The 13,568-nt window shown below is 63.9% G+C and carries 14 protein-coding genes; 9 read left to right on the top strand and 5 right to left on the bottom strand.

Annotated features, from left to right (window positions below):
• Window positions 1-4 precede the first annotated feature (4 nt).
• From GY937_29330 to GY937_29315, 4 genes are read left to right on the top strand one after another with little or no spacing between them, the layout of a single operon-like run.
• Entirely contained in the window at window positions 5-1,063 is a 1,059-nt protein-coding gene (locus GY937_29330; GenBank protein ID MCP5060817.1) for a hypothetical protein, read from the top strand.
• A 9-nt stretch (window positions 1,064-1,072) separates the two neighbouring features.
• Entirely contained in the window at window positions 1,073-3,319 is a 2,247-nt protein-coding gene (locus tag GY937_29325; GenBank protein ID MCP5060816.1) for an MMPL family transporter, read from the top strand.
• Between the two features lie 44 nt (window positions 3,320-3,363).
• Window positions 3,364-4,074, top strand: a complete 711-nt coding sequence (locus tag GY937_29320; protein MCP5060815.1) for a hypothetical protein — start codon at window positions 3,364-3,366, stop codon at window positions 4,072-4,074.
• A complete protein-coding gene (locus tag GY937_29315) occupies window positions 4,074-5,060 on the top strand; it encodes a metal-activated pyridoxal enzyme (GenBank protein ID MCP5060814.1) in 987 nt (328 codons plus the stop codon). Before GY937_29320 ends, GY937_29315 begins: the two co-directional genes overlap by 1 nt.
• 90 nt (window positions 5,061-5,150) lie before the next feature.
• Here GY937_29315 and GY937_29310 read toward each other — a convergent pair whose 3' ends face one another.
• A complete protein-coding gene (locus GY937_29310; protein ID MCP5060813.1) occupies window positions 5,151-5,528 on the bottom strand; it encodes a hypothetical protein in 378 nt (125 codons plus the stop codon).
• Window positions 5,529-5,606: 78 nt separating this feature from the next.
• Between GY937_29310 and GY937_29305 the strand changes: the two genes are divergently transcribed.
• Entirely contained in the window at window positions 5,607-6,725 is a 1,119-nt protein-coding gene (locus GY937_29305) for a metallophosphoesterase (GenBank protein ID MCP5060812.1), read from the top strand.
• A 9-nt stretch (window positions 6,726-6,734) separates the two neighbouring features.
• On the opposite strand, the gene GY937_29300 is transcribed toward GY937_29305, so the two are convergent.
• Together GY937_29300 and GY937_29295 are read right to left on the bottom strand one after the other, a co-directional pair.
• Window positions 6,735-7,208 (bottom strand): hypothetical protein, encoded by a 474-nt coding sequence (locus GY937_29300; protein MCP5060811.1) that lies wholly within the window; start codon window positions 7,206-7,208, stop codon window positions 6,735-6,737.
• Window positions 7,209-7,253: 45 nt separating this feature from the next.
• The gene (locus GY937_29295; GenBank protein ID MCP5060810.1) at window positions 7,254-7,970 is read right to left on the bottom strand and encodes a sulfite exporter TauE/SafE family protein; all 717 of its coding nucleotides are present in this window, start codon (window positions 7,968-7,970) and stop codon (window positions 7,254-7,256) included.
• Window positions 7,971-8,067: 97 nt separating this feature from the next.
• Between GY937_29295 and uvrA the strand changes: the two genes are divergently transcribed.
• Genes uvrA through GY937_29275 form a run of 4 tightly spaced genes read left to right on the top strand, consistent with a single transcriptional unit; the run spans window position 8,068 to window position 12,435 of the window.
• On the top strand, window positions 8,068-10,911 hold the full coding sequence (gene uvrA / locus GY937_29290) for an excinuclease ABC subunit UvrA (protein MCP5060809.1): 2,844 nt from the start codon (window positions 8,068-8,070) through the stop codon (window positions 10,909-10,911).
• Window positions 10,866-11,546 (top strand): nucleoside triphosphate pyrophosphohydrolase, encoded by a 681-nt coding sequence (gene mazG / locus GY937_29285; protein ID MCP5060808.1) that lies wholly within the window; start codon window positions 10,866-10,868, stop codon window positions 11,544-11,546. Before uvrA ends, mazG begins: the two co-directional genes overlap by 46 nt.
• Window positions 11,543-11,950 carry a YjbQ family protein gene (locus GY937_29280; GenBank protein MCP5060807.1) on the top strand — a complete coding sequence of 136 codons (408 nt, stop codon included), beginning with the start codon at window positions 11,543-11,545 and terminating at the stop codon, window positions 11,948-11,950. Before mazG ends, GY937_29280 begins: the two co-directional genes overlap by 4 nt.
• 17 nt (window positions 11,951-11,967) lie before the next feature.
• Window positions 11,968-12,435, top strand: coding sequence for a PPOX class F420-dependent oxidoreductase (locus GY937_29275; GenBank protein MCP5060806.1), 468 nt, complete (start codon window positions 11,968-11,970; stop codon window positions 12,433-12,435).
• Window positions 12,436-12,448: 13 nt separating this feature from the next.
• On the opposite strand, the gene GY937_29270 is transcribed toward GY937_29275, so the two are convergent.
• Together GY937_29270 and GY937_29265 are read right to left on the bottom strand one after the other, a co-directional pair.
• Entirely contained in the window at window positions 12,449-12,991 is a 543-nt protein-coding gene (locus GY937_29270; GenBank protein ID MCP5060805.1) for a hypothetical protein, read from the bottom strand.
• Window positions 12,988-13,524, bottom strand: a complete 537-nt coding sequence (locus GY937_29265) for a hypothetical protein (protein MCP5060804.1) — start codon at window positions 13,522-13,524, stop codon at window positions 12,988-12,990. The genes GY937_29270 and GY937_29265 overlap by 4 nt, the downstream gene beginning before the upstream one ends.
• Window positions 13,525-13,568 lie beyond the last annotated feature (44 nt).

Genomic DNA, 13,568 nt, shown 5'->3' with positions numbered 1-13,568 from the left:
AGGAATGACGAATCACCGGACGGTTTCGAAGATTGTCGGGGTGGGTACTGCACTCCCCGCGTATCGAATCACACAACATGAGTTCGCAGAGCGCATCGCTCGGCTACACGGGCCGGGCACGCACGAAGCCAGGAGCGCACGAGCTGTCATGCGACGTGCCGGTGTCGAGACGCGGTATAGCTGCATCCCGGATTTCGGGTCGGGTTTCGTAGGCGTCCCCTTCGGCGCCAAGGGCACGACGGCAACAGAGCGCTTTCGCCTGACGAGTGAACTTTCGCCAGGTCTCGCATCCGCTGCAGCGCTCGAGGCCATTCGTTCAGCAGGCCTTGCTGCGACGGATATCGACCACGTCCTGGCTGTGTCCTCGACCTGTTTGTTCTCTCCTGGGATCGATCGCGCGATCATCGAGGCCAGCAACCTGCGCGCGGACGTTGGTAGAGGAATGGTCGGCTTCATGGGCTGTGAGGGCTTTTTCTCCGCCCTCGGAATGGCAAGTCGAATGCTGGGAGGTTCGCTCCGAAACGTTCTCATCGTCTGCGTGGAGCTTCCTTCGCTCCAGTTCAGACTCGATGACACTCCTGGTACGCGAGTCGCCAATGCCATCTTTGGAGATGGTGCCGGTGCCCTCGTTCTTTCATCCGACGACCGATGCGAAGGCATCGGGGTGGGCGAGATGTGGGCTCGGCACGAATGGACGGCGCCTGAATCGCAATGGGAAATCGGCACGTACGGTATCGAGTTCGGCATCTCACGTGGAAGCCCAGACTGCACGTTGGCATCGGATGCACGGCTGGCGTTGGACCTTGGGATTCAGAAGGGGGCAGGCCGCAGCTTCGCACTGCAGGCATCGGATGAGCGCACGATTTCCCTGCTGAGCCGGATGCTGGAAGCCGATTCCGCTTCAACGGAGTGCGCCAGGTCGGTACTGCGAGATACGGGAAATACGATCAGCGCCAGCATGGTATTCGTGCTGAAGCGCCTCATGATCGCGAGACTCGACCCGGCCGCAATCATCGGTCTGCGCCCGGGCCTGTCTGCGCATGTCGTCCCAACCAGGATCTAGCGAGTGGCGATGAGCTTCTTCTCGAGGCCCGCGCTCGCGCATCCCATTCTGGCGTTGGTGTTGGTCGGGATCGTGAGTGGGGTGGCGATTGCGGGGGTCCTACGACTCAGTAGTGATACAGGCTTCCGGTCCTACATCGGATCTTCCCACGCCGCTGTTCGTGAGTTCGACCAATTCATAGACGGATTCGGAGGCGGCCTGCCGATCGCAGCGGTCTGGAGCTGTGAGGACAAGAGCGTCTGCGACGATGTCTTCGATCCGCGCTCCATCGAAATGGACAATGCGGTTGCTTCTGCCATGCGGCGACAGTCCGAGGTACGCCGGGTCGATAGCCCAGCTACGACCAGCGTTCTTCTGGAATCACCCGCTGGGCTGGAATCTCACCTGCTTCACGCCGCTGCATCGCCGGGCGAGCGCGATCTGCTCCGGAACGCCGTCCTCTCGGATCCGATGTGGTTGCGAGCCCTGGTCTCCGAAGACGGCAACACGGGGGCGATCGTCATCGAACTCGCGTCGTCGGAGAGCGCTTCGACCATCGCGGTCGTCCGGGCGCTCCAAAGGGAGCTCGCTCCCTTCGAAGAGCGGGGCTTCGAGTTCCATCTGGTAGGTCAGGCGGTCGAGCTGCTGGTCACGGACGAAGATCTCGCAGCGGACTCGGCGCGGCTCGTTCCGGCGACGGTCGCCCTGATCGCCCTGGTCATCTTCGCTCTCTACCGATCGTGGCTGCCCGTGGTCGCGACCCTTCTCACGCTCGGCGTGACGCTCCTGTGGACGATGGGACTGATGGGCTGGCTGGGTTGGGCGCAGAACGCCATCACACAAACCCTGGCCCCGTTGATCATGGTCATCGGGGTCGCAGATGCGGTGCATCTCATCACGGCTGTCGTCGCGAAATCGGCATGGACATCCAGAGGAATCGGGGAGGCTGTGCGAAGTGTGGCGTCTCCCTGCCTGATGACGAGTGTCACGACCGCAGCAGCCCTCGCTTCGTTCGGCGTGAGTGGCGTGGAAAGCCTCGCAAGGTTCGGAATCGTCGCTGCCTCGGGAGTGTTGATTGCCCTCGTGTTGAGCTTCTCCCTTCTTCCAGCACTACTTCTGCTCCTGCCGGGCGAGCAGAAGAGAGAGCAGGTCGGGACCTCGTGGGATGACGTTCTCGCATCGGTCGTCGACCTTGCGCAGCGTAGGAGGGTGCTCGTGCTCACCTTCTCCTCTGTTCTCATGGCGTTTGGTGCAGTCGGAGTGCACCAGCTCCGCGTCGACGTGGATCCCTACGAGCTGTACGGGCCGGGAAGCCAGGTGGTCCAGTGGGCCCGTTTCGTCGAAACACGATTGCGTAGCCCCGATTCGGTAGAACTCGAGGTACGCCCCCCGGTCGGCTCCAGCTTCGAAACGGCCGGAAACCTCGAGGTCCTGGATGGAATCAGCCAGCGTATCGATAGCATTTCGGGGCTGACGAACCCTCGCAGCATATTAGGCCCGATCGAGGCCCTTCGAAGCCGCCTGGGTTCCGAGGCCGAGGACCTGCCTGGCCGCGAGGCCTTGTTTCTGCTCTCGGTTTCGGGCGGTGACAGCATCGATCCATGGTTGAGCCTCGACCGACGGCGCGCGCGAATCTCGACGGAGGCGAGGAAGATGTCCCAACGGGAGAGGGACGAGGTGCTTGGCGCGCTGAATGGGATCTTGCGCGAAATCCTTCCGGAGAGCTGGGCTTACACGCTCACCGGACCGCTGGCCGTCTACTACCAGATGGTCGAGGAGATTCACGGGACCCAGCTTCGAAGCTTCGCGATCGCGGCTGGAATCGTGTCGCTCCTCTCGATGCTGTTTCTGCGTTCCATTCGGCTCGGCGTCATCGCCATGCTGCCTACCGTGGCTCCCGTGGTTCTCACCCTGGGCGCCATGGGACTCTGGGGCGTCCCGCTGGATATGGGTACGGCGATGGTGGCGACCGTGATCATTGGAATTGCGATCGACGATTCCCTCCACCTGCTGAATCAGCATCGCCGGGGGCTCGACCAGGGGCTTTCCGCCGCTGACGCCATGAATCGGTCGGTTCGATTCGTCGGCCGCGCGGTGATCACGACCTCGCTGGCACTCGCGCTCGGGTTCTTCTCGATGACGTTCTCTTCCTGGCAGAGCATTGCCAGCTTCGGTTTTCTTTCGGCCATCGCCATCATGGGCGCGCTCACGGCCGATCTCCTGCTGTTGCCAGCGATCGTCAGCGGGCCGGTGGCCGGCGATCGAGCAGCGCAGTGATTCTTCTGCGTTGACATTGTGTGACAACGTAATACGTTCTCTTCATGGTGGATGATCCTGCTGGCAAGGCCGGTCCCGAAAGGGGCCAAACCCGCGATTCTCAACAGGATTCCGAGAAGTGGGAACGTGCTCGCAAAGCTCGCTCGGGTGGCCGCAAGGAGCGAATCCTCCACACCCGGATCTCGGAGCAGCTTTCCGAGGACATCCGCGCCATCGCGGATGATCTGCGGGTGCCGGTCTCCAACCTGGTGCGGAACGTCCTCGAGGAGGCGTTCAGCGCCGCGGAGAGGGTGACGGACGACGTCGGGGACCTGCTCGACGAGGTGCTGGGCGAAGCCGAACGTGCCAGCGAGCGTGTACAGCGTTTCCGGGAAAAGCAGGCACCTCGGGAGGAACGCCTTCGCGAGACCATGGAACGCGCTGGTGATCAGGTGGGCCGCGCGGCCGAACGATTCGCCGATACCGTGGACCGGCTTGCCCAGAGAGCGCGGGAACGATCCGCAGCCCGGGAAGACACCGCTTCGGGCACGGCTCGGCCGTCGCAAGGGGAGAGCGAAGGCTCGTCTCCTCAGGAGCCGGCCGCGGGCGGCTTCGACGACATCGTTGCGTGGCAGCCCGTCGTCTTGAACACGGCGCAGACCTGCGCCGCCAGCGGTGAGACGATCCAGGCCGGCCAGGACGCCTACATGGGCATCGGTGGCGCCGGGTTCAGCAACGTGTACGTGAAGGAGGTACCCGTGTCACACTCCTCGTGATGCGGATTCAGGATCTTCCGACACCTGCACTGCTCGTCGATGGTGTCGACCTCGAGCACAACCTCAGCAGCATGGCCAAGGCGCTACCGGGCCCGCGCCTGCGTCCGCATGTGAAGGCGCATAAGTGCACGGCGCTGGCGCAGCGGCAAGTCGCCCAAGGTCATCGCAGCTTTACGTGTGCGACGATTCGCGAGATGGAAGGGATGGCGGCCGCCGGTCTGGGGGACGATCTGCTGCTCGCCAACGAAGTGCTCGATGCCCGCAGGTTGGGCGAGCTGGATGCCCGTGTGACGGTTGCCGTCGATTCGCCCGAAACGATCTCCGCCGCAGCTCGTGGGGGCGTGCGCGACGTCTTGATCGATGTCAACGTGGGCCTCCCGCGTTGCGGCTGTGCCCCCGAGCATGCCGGGGACCTGGCTGCGATGGCTCGCGAGGCAGGGCTCGAGGTCCGCGGTGTGATGGGCTACGAGGGCCACCTGATGATCGTCTCCGATCGCGAGAAACAGGCGGAGGGAGTGCAGGATGCGATGGCGCTTCTCTCGGCTGCCCACGCCGATGTCGGGGGAGAAGTGATCTCGGCCGGTGGGACCGGGAGCTACGATCTGAACGAGGTCGCGACCGAGATCCAGGCCGGCTCCTACGCCCTGATGGACACTGCGTACGGAGCACTCGGTCTACCCTTCCGCTGCGCCCTTCAGCTGGAAGCCACCATCATCTCCGTGAGCGAGACGTACGCCGTAGCGGATTGCGGCCTCAAGGCCCTCGGCATGGATCATGGAAACCCGGAGATCGTCGGCGGCGGGAACGTCTGGTTCTGCTCCGACGAGCACATCACGTTCGCGCCCCTGGCATCGGCGAAGGTGGGCGACCGCATCCGCCTCTTGCCGGCCCACGTCGACCCGACGGCCGCCTATCATGAAACGCTGCACGTGGTGGACGACGAGCAGGTGTTGGAGAGCTGGCCGATCGACCTGCGCGGCTGGTAGGCCAAAAAAAAGCGGCCGTTCGCGCGAAGCGAACGGCCGCTGGAATCGACCCTTCCGGGAGCCCCCATCCGGGTGATTTCCGTCCCGGCGTCAGTGGGATCCGAGCGGATCCACGAACACGAATTCGAACGGGTCCTTCAACATCATATCGATCGGCATCTTCCATTCCGTGGGCCGGGTGACCATCACGACGGCTTGCATGGGGACCCATACAACTGTGCTGGCGACGAGCCCTGCGAATCCAACGGGCCGCAAGAATGCCAAATCCCACATCGGACTCGTCTTCCCGGCGTCAACGGTTTCCATCCGCTCCAACGCGAAGGTCGCTGCCGGTGCGGACAAGGTGGCCAGGATGGCCGCCGTTACGAGAAACTTTCGGACGAGATGGCGCATGTGGATCCCCCCATGCCGTTGCTGTTCATGGAGGGGTATCGAGCAGCCCTCGTAGGAACTGAAGAGCGCACTCATCCGCAACTCCCACTCCGTATGCCGCAGCCGGTGTTCCAACCTCCCGGAATTGCAACGAATCTGCGAGACTGCCCCGGCATGGGGCGCCGCCGGCTGTTCATCGTGATTTTGATCGTAGGGATTGTCTTGACGCTCCTTGCCGGCGCCCATTGGCTCCTGGCTCGACGCCTCGTCGTGGATCCCGGGTTCCAGGGCCCGTTGCGTTGGTTTGGCCTCACGGTGATCGCGTTGCTGGGCGTCGGTGCCGTTCTCCAACCCGCACTCGAGCGCGTGCTTCCGGCGTTGTGGACGCGTCGGCTTTCGTTCCCGTTCCTGGTGTGGATGGGGCTCTTCTGGATCGGACTCAATGCGGCGCTTGCCCTCGATTTGTTCGGGTGGTTCGGCGCCCGGTTCGGGTGGCCTGCGCCGGCCGCCGGGGCAAAGGCGATCGTTCTTGCGCTGGCGATGGCCGGGTTCGGCGCGGTCGGCCTGTGGAATGGTTTGCGTCCGCCGCCGCTTCGCCGCGTTACACACCGGCTCCAGCGTTGGCCCGAGCCGCTCGATGGTTTTCGTATCGCCCAGATCAGCGATGTCCACATCGGGCCCGTGCTGGGCGAGTCCTTCGCGCAGGCGCTGGTCGCAAGAGTGAACGCGTTGGATGCGGACTTGATCGTGATTACCGGCGATCTCGTTGATGGACACGTCGAGAAGCTCCGCAACGATGTCGAAGCGTTCCGAAAGCTGCGGGCCCGCCACGGTGTCTTCTTCGTCACCGGAAATCACGACATCTATTCGGGAGATGAAGCCTGGGTCGCCCGCATCCGAGAACTCGGAATCCGAGTCCTCCGCAACCAGCGCGTGCGCGTCGAGGCCAACGGATCGGGCTTCGAGTGCGCCGGTGTCGACGACCATCGGGGCGATTGGGCCAGGGGCAGCTCAGAGGATCTTGCACGAGCACTCGACGGCTGGGAGCGCGAAGAGCCGCTGGTCCTCCTTGCCCACGATCCGGCGACCTTTCGCAAGGCGAGCCGGGAGGGCGTCGATCTACAGCTCTCTGGCCATACCCATGGCGGCCAGATCTGGCCTTTCCGCTGGCTGGTGCGCCTCTCCGTCCGTTGGGTCGCCGGCTGCTACCAGGAGGGCGAATCCCACCTCTATGTGAGCCGCGGCACCGGCTTCTGGGGCCCACCCATGCGCCTGCTCGTCCCCGCTGGTTGACTTGTTGGGCTACTTGGCATCGCCGAGGCGGGCGTCTTTGGTGGGGCTCTTGAGCCACTCGCCGACGTCGTTGGCGATTGCAGCGACGCATCGGTTGAGCATTCCGCAAGTGCCTTTGCCAGTGAAGGTGTTGCGCTTGGCACGGAAGGTGCCGATCTCGCGCCCGCCCTTCTTCAGGGTTCCGTAGACGGTGACCCACTTCGGGCCGGAGAAGACTCCGCCAGGCGGCGCGTGGATGTCGCGAATCAGCAGTTCGAGGCGCGTGCTACCGCCCCCGCCGACCGAGAGGCCCTCGATCGATTCAGCGAAGATCTCCGGGATCTTCGTGTCGAGGGCACACTCCTTCTTCACCTTCGGCGAAGATCCGGATTGCGGGTGATACTTGATCTTGGCGGCCACCTTCGTGTCGGCCCAGCCCGGCGCGGCCGCAACGAAAAGAATGGCGATGGCCAGCGAAAGGCCTCGAAGCGTACGGTTCCCCATCGATCTCTCCTCCCCGGAAAATCGACCGGAACGTAGCGAAGCCATTCAGGCCCGCAGGATCAGGACGATCCCCAGCAGGCCGAGCGCCACCCAGGAGGCGGTCCTGAAGCGGGCCGTGCCCACTCGGCGGGCGATGGCGAAGCCCCCGACCAGGCCCAGCATGACCACCGGGATGGCAACGGCCGCATCGATCAGGATGCTGCGATCGAACATCCCCTGGCTTGCGGCGGTCAGGGCACGGCTGGTTCCGATCGTGAGGAAGAGCAACTGGATGGTCGCGCGAATCGCGTCCGGAGACTCGGATCGGCGGTAGAGGTGGGCGATCAAGGGAGGCCCTCCGGTGTTGAAGGCGCCCCCGAGGAATCCGCTCACCAGGCCGATTCCGGAATCAAGGATCGGCGTCTCCCGCGTCTGCAGCCGCGGGCGCCACAGGCTCCACAGGGCGATGACGACCGTCGTGGCGCCGAGGACCTGCACCATCAGCGTGCGGTCGAGGGTCCCGAGGGCGAGCACGCCGAGAACCACGCCAAGGAGAAGGGCAGGAGCGATTCGCAGCGCTGGCCGCCAGAGAACGTGCTTCCGCAAGCTGAAGAGCTGTCCGCTCGTCGTGACGAGCCCGCAGAGGTTCACGACGCCCGCTGCATGGAGCAGATCGTGGGAGAGGGTGAGGCCTGACATCGCCACGATCCCGAAGCCGAAGCCCAGGAAGCCCTGGAGGGCGGCTGCCAGGGTGAGAATCGCCAGTACGGCCAGATCAGGCATGGCAGCAGTTAGTAGCAGAGCACTGGCAGGGGAGGCTCAAAGCTCCGAGACTCGGGGATCCAGCCCGTGGCTCACCGGCCGGCCCGCCCCCCCCACCATGCCCAAGTCCCTAGAGTTCATCGACGTTCGCGGTGCCGCTGAGCACAACCTGAAACGGGTCGACGCGAAGATCCCGAAGCACAGGTTCGTCGTGTTTACGGGGCCCTCCGGGTCGGGCAAATCGAGTCTGGCCTTCGATACGATCTATGCGGAGGGGCAGCGCCGCTACGTCGAATCGCTCTCTTCCTACGCCCGGCAATTCCTCGGCCAGATGGAAAAGCCCCGCTACGACCACATCCGCGGCCTCTCACCCACCATTTCGATCGAACAGAAGGCCGCCAGCAACAACCCGCGCTCGACCGTCGGAACGATCACCGAGATCTACGACTATCTGCGGGTGCTGTTTGCGCGGATCGGCCGCCAGCATTGTCATCAATGCGGCGAGGCGGTCGAGCAGCTCTCTGCCGCGGAAATCTCCGCCCGATTGCGCTCGCTTCCCAAAGGCACGCGCTTCTTGTTGATGGCGAGGTTGGTCGACAACCGCAAGGGTGAATACCGCGAGCTACTCCAGGAGGCGGTGAAGGAAGGCTATGGGCGCTTCCGCATCGACGGGAAGGTCGTGCGGGACGATGAACTGCCGACCCTCGACAAGAAACGCAAGCATACGATCGACGTCGTAGTCGATCGGCTCTCCGTACCGACCGAGAAGACGCGGAGCTTTTCTTCGCGGGTGACGGATTCGGTGGAGACGGCTCTGCAAAAAGGCAATGGGGCCTTGCTCTGCAGCATCGTTGGCGGTGAGGAGCGACTCTACTCGGAGCAACTCTTCTGTCACCAATGCGAGATGGGCTTCCCCGAACTTTCACCCCAGAGTTTCTCCTTCAACTCTCCGCTCGGGATGTGCCCGGATTGCAATGGGCTCGGAACGAAGCCCGAGATGGACCCGAGCCTCGTCGTTCCGGATCCGACGAAGACGGTGCGCGAGGGCGCCATCGAGCCCTGGGCAAAGGTGGTCGAGCGCGGTTCGGATAGCTGGACCGGATCGATCCTGGCGAACCTGGCCAAGACCTACAAGATCGATTTCGATCGTCCGTGGCAGAAGCTCTCGAAAAGACATCGACAAATCCTCCTGTATGGAACCGGCGAAAAACGCGTCGCCATGTCGATGAAATTCGCGACGGGCAAGATCGAGTTCCAGCGCCGCTTCGAGGGTGCCCTGAACGAACTCTACAGGCGGTTTCGGCAAACGAAGAGCGAGGGGATGCGCAAGTACTACATGCGTTACCTCTCCGAAGCGGAATGCTCCACCTGCGATGGGCAGCGTCTGCGCCCAGAGACGCGGGCCGTATTTCTCGGCGGCTCCACGCTCCCGGAACTCGCGTCCCGCACGATTCGTGAAACGCACGAGTTCATCGACGCCCTGAAGCTCTCGCGCAACGAGAAACAGATCGCGGAAGAGGTCTTGAAGGAGATCAACGGTCGGCTCGGATTCCTGATGGATGTCGGGCTGAACTACTTGACCCTCGATCGACCCGGGCCTTCCCTTTCCGGTGGTGAGAGCCAACGCATCCGGCTCGCCAGCCAGATCGGGAGCGAGTTGACCGGCGTGCTCTACATCCTGGACGAGCCGTCCATCGGATTGCATCAGAGGGACAACGGGCGGCTCCTCACGACGTTGGCGAAGCTGCGGGATCTGGGCAACACGGTGATCGTGGTCGAGCACGATCAGGAGACGATCCAAAAGGCGGATCATGTGCTCGATTTCGGGCCCGGAGCCGGCGTGCATGGTGGCGAGGTGGTGTTTTCCGGCACACCCGCACAGTTGCAGCGCTCCTCGAAATCGGTGACCGGCCGCTACCTCTCCGGGAAGGAATCGATTTCCACGCCGACCGGCCGGCGCAAGGGCTCCGGTAAGAAGATCCGCGTGGTAGGTGCCGAGGCGAACAACCTCAAGAAGGTGAGCGTCGAGTTTCCCCTGGAGACGATGACCGCCGTTACGGGGGTTTCCGGTGCCGGCAAGAGCACTCTCGTGAACGCCGTTCTCTACCCAGCACTGAAACGACATTTCTTCGACAGCAACGATGCGGTGGGCGCGCACAAGAAGCTGGAGGGTGTGGATTACGTAGACAAGGTGATCGAGATCGACCAGCGCCCCATCGGGCGTACGCCCCGATCGAATCCGGCGACCTACACCAAGGTCTTCGACGAAATCCGAAAGGTCTTCGCCCAGACCCAGGAGGCGCGAACCTATGGCTACAAGCCGGGCCGCTTCTCGTTCAACGTAAAGGGTGGTCGCTGCGAGGCCTGCGAGGGTGATGGTGTCCGCCGCATCGAAATGCACTTCCTGGCCGATGTATTCGTGCCTTGTGAGATATGCCGGGGGAAGCGGTTCAACGAGGCCACGCTGCGGGTGCGTTTCAAGGGGCTCAACATCGCCGAGGTGCTCGATCTTTCGATCGAGGAGGCCCTCGACGTCTTTGCCAACCAGCCGAGGGTGCTGAGCGGTATTCGTACACTCGCTGAAGTGGGTCTTGGCTATGTGAAGCTCGGACAGCCGTCGCCGACCCTCTCCGGTGGAGAGGCTCAGCGCATCAAGTTGGCGCGGGAGCTTTCGAAGAAGGCGACCGGGAGGACGCTCTACGTTCTCGACGAGCCCACGACGGGCCTGCACTTCGACGACCTGAAGAAGTTGCTCCAGGTTCTCGATCGGTTGGTCGAGGCCGGCAATACCGTGCTCGTGATCGAGCACAACCTCGACGTGATCCGATGCGCCGATTGGGTCATCGATCTCGGGCCGGAAGGTGGCGACGCGGGCGGCGAAGTGGTGGCGGCCGGTACGCCGGAAGAGGTCTCCAAATGCAAGGAGAGCTACACCGGGAAGTACCTTCGGCGGGTGTTGTAACCATCGTGGACTCGAAGGTGGCGCCCATGGATCGGCTTCTCGCGCTGATGGCGAGGCTGCGGGATCCGGAGAACGGTTGCCCCTGGGATCTGGAGCAGCGCTTCGAAACGATTGCGCCCTACACGATCGAAGAAGCCTATGAGGTCGATGATGCGATCCGTCGCGGCGACCGATCGGAGCTTCGCGATGAGCTCGGCGACTTGTTGTTTCAGGTCGTCTTCCACGCACGCATGGCGGAAGAGGCGGGGGACTTCGCGTTCTCGGATGTCGTCGATGCGGTTTGTGAGAAGATGGAGCGACGACATCCCCACGTATTCGGCGCGGCTCCGGCCGGAGATGCGACCCACCAAACCCGGCGGTGGGAAGAGATCAAGGCGGAGGAGCGCCGCCAGAAAGGCGATCCGGGGGTTCCGCTCGCTCTTCCGGCATTGACCCGAGCAGCAAAGCTTCAACGACGCGCGTTGAATATGGGTCGTCCCGAACTATTGACCTCTCGCGGAGCTGCGACCTTCGGAGATCGACTCTTTGCAATGGTCTCGGAGGCCCGCTTGGCGGGGCTGGATCCGGAGCAAGCGCTGCGCGAGGCCAATGCGGATTTCGAAGGGGCGTTGGATGCCCCGAGGTCGGAGGAGTGATCGAGCGTCTGGTTCTCACCGTCTCCGGGGCCGGACTGCATGAGTTCACGGAGCAGGTGGAGAGCGTCGTTTCAGGCTCCGCTGTCCAGGAGGGCCTGTGCACGCTCTTCGTCCAGCACACGTCGGCGAGCCTCTTGATCCAGGAGAATGTGGACCCCTCCGCCCGGCGGGATCTCGAAGCCTGGCTCGACCGGCTGGTGCCCGAGGCCGATCCGCTCTACACACATACCCTCGAAGGGCCGGACGATATGCCGGCCCATATCAAGGCGGCGCTGACGGCGACTTCCCTGGCCATTCCGGTCCTCGGCGGTCGGCTCGGCCTCGGCACCTGGCAAGGCGTCTTCTTGTGGGAGCACCGCCGAGGACGATCCGAGCGGCACGTCCTGATCCATCTCAGCCCGTAGCGCGACGAGGAGGGCCCATGTCCCGACGAGAACAGATCCGCATGACCGAGGAAGAACAACGCGAATTCCTCGCCAAAGGTCACACGATCATCATCAGCTCGATCGGCAAGGATGGGGTGCCTCACCCGATGCCGATGTGGTTCGGTGTCGAAGATGACGGCGCGATCGTGATGAGCACCTTTACGAAGAGCCAGAAGATCAAGAACCTCGAACGAGATCCCCGGGTGAGCTTGCTCGTGGAGGATGGCGAGGCGTACAACGAGCTGCGCGGTGTCGTCATCTACGGAACCGCGGAACTGGTGCGGGATGACGACGAAGTCGTCGAGATTCTCATGCGGATCAATTCGAAGAGCCTTCCCGAGAGTGTCGATGCCGACGCACTTCGAGCTTCGCTTCGTGCCACCGCTCCAAAGCGTACCGGCATCCGCATTCGGCCCGACCGCGTCGTCAACTGGGATCACCGCAAGCTCGGCGGCACCTACTGAGGGGCCTTTCGCATCAGGCGTCCATCAAGGCTTCAGCGCGGTGGTAGGCCGCGTCGAAGGGGTCGAGGCCATCGATCGGATCACGGCGCGTCACCACCCCGCCGACCAGGAAGTAGAGGCTCTGCGGCAGGAAGAAGGCCCAGAGCGCCAGGGCGACGTGCATCGGATCGGGGCCCGCGATGGCGCGAGCGAGCAGTAGGCCGATGCTGAGGGCGACGCCCTCGATGGCAAGGCTGCGCGCCAGGCCGCCGGTCTGGAAGAGACGCACGCGGCCGATGGCGAGCACGGCCACCGCGCCGGCGATCGCACTGCCAAGGTCTGGGGCCAGGGCGAGTACGCCGGCGCTCATGAAGGTCGCGAGCATGCCGGCGCCGAGCGCGCGCCGAGGGCTCGCGCCGAGGCCGGCGACGTAGACCGACGCCACCGCGAGCAGGTAGATCGCAAGGGCGTCGCCCGGCGCCGCAATCGGGTGGAGCAGCAGGGACACCGCGGGCCAACCGGCTGCGGCGAGCCCGCCAAACAGGATCGTGCGTCCGAATCCGTGCCAAGCCATCACGCAACACCTCCCGCCAACACATCGCGTCGGCGCAGCAGCTCGAGTTCGACCTCCTCGTCCGCGACGTCCGGCGGGTCGCAGGCCTCTGCGGGCCGCGACGCCAGTGCAAGCTGGCTTCGCGCCCGGACGCGAAGCGCCTGGAAAGCCTCTTGCTGTTCTTCGAGCCGCAGCTCCAGCTTCTCCCGCGCCGCGGCGACTTCCTCGATCTGCGTGCCGAGGTTCTCGAGCTCCCGGCGTTCCGGCAGGAGTCGGCGAACCGCGAAACGCGCAAGCTCCTCCTTTTCGCCGGCGAGTGCGAGTGCCACATCTTCGTCGAGCGCTGCCACGGCCGTCTGCCTCCGCTCATGCTCGTCACGCAGACGCGCTTCTTCTTCGGTCAGTGCCGCCACACGAGCGCGTTTCTGGAGCAGCTCCAGCTCTGCTTCGCGCAGCGCCTGGCGAAGCAGCAGGCCGCGCTCTTCCAGGGCGTCCACGACGCCGTGGGCATCCGCGCGCAACAGCGCGCCGATGCGGTCGATGAGTCTCAAGGGCATGGGAATCTCCTTTCAAGCAGGTCGTCGTTGGGGCCGATCGAGAG

Source organism: bacterium, from assembly GCA_024228115.1.
In the GTDB taxonomy this organism is placed as follows: Bacteria; Myxococcota_A; UBA9160; order UBA9160; family UBA6930.
This window is presented reverse-complemented; position numbering and strand designations above follow the sequence as displayed.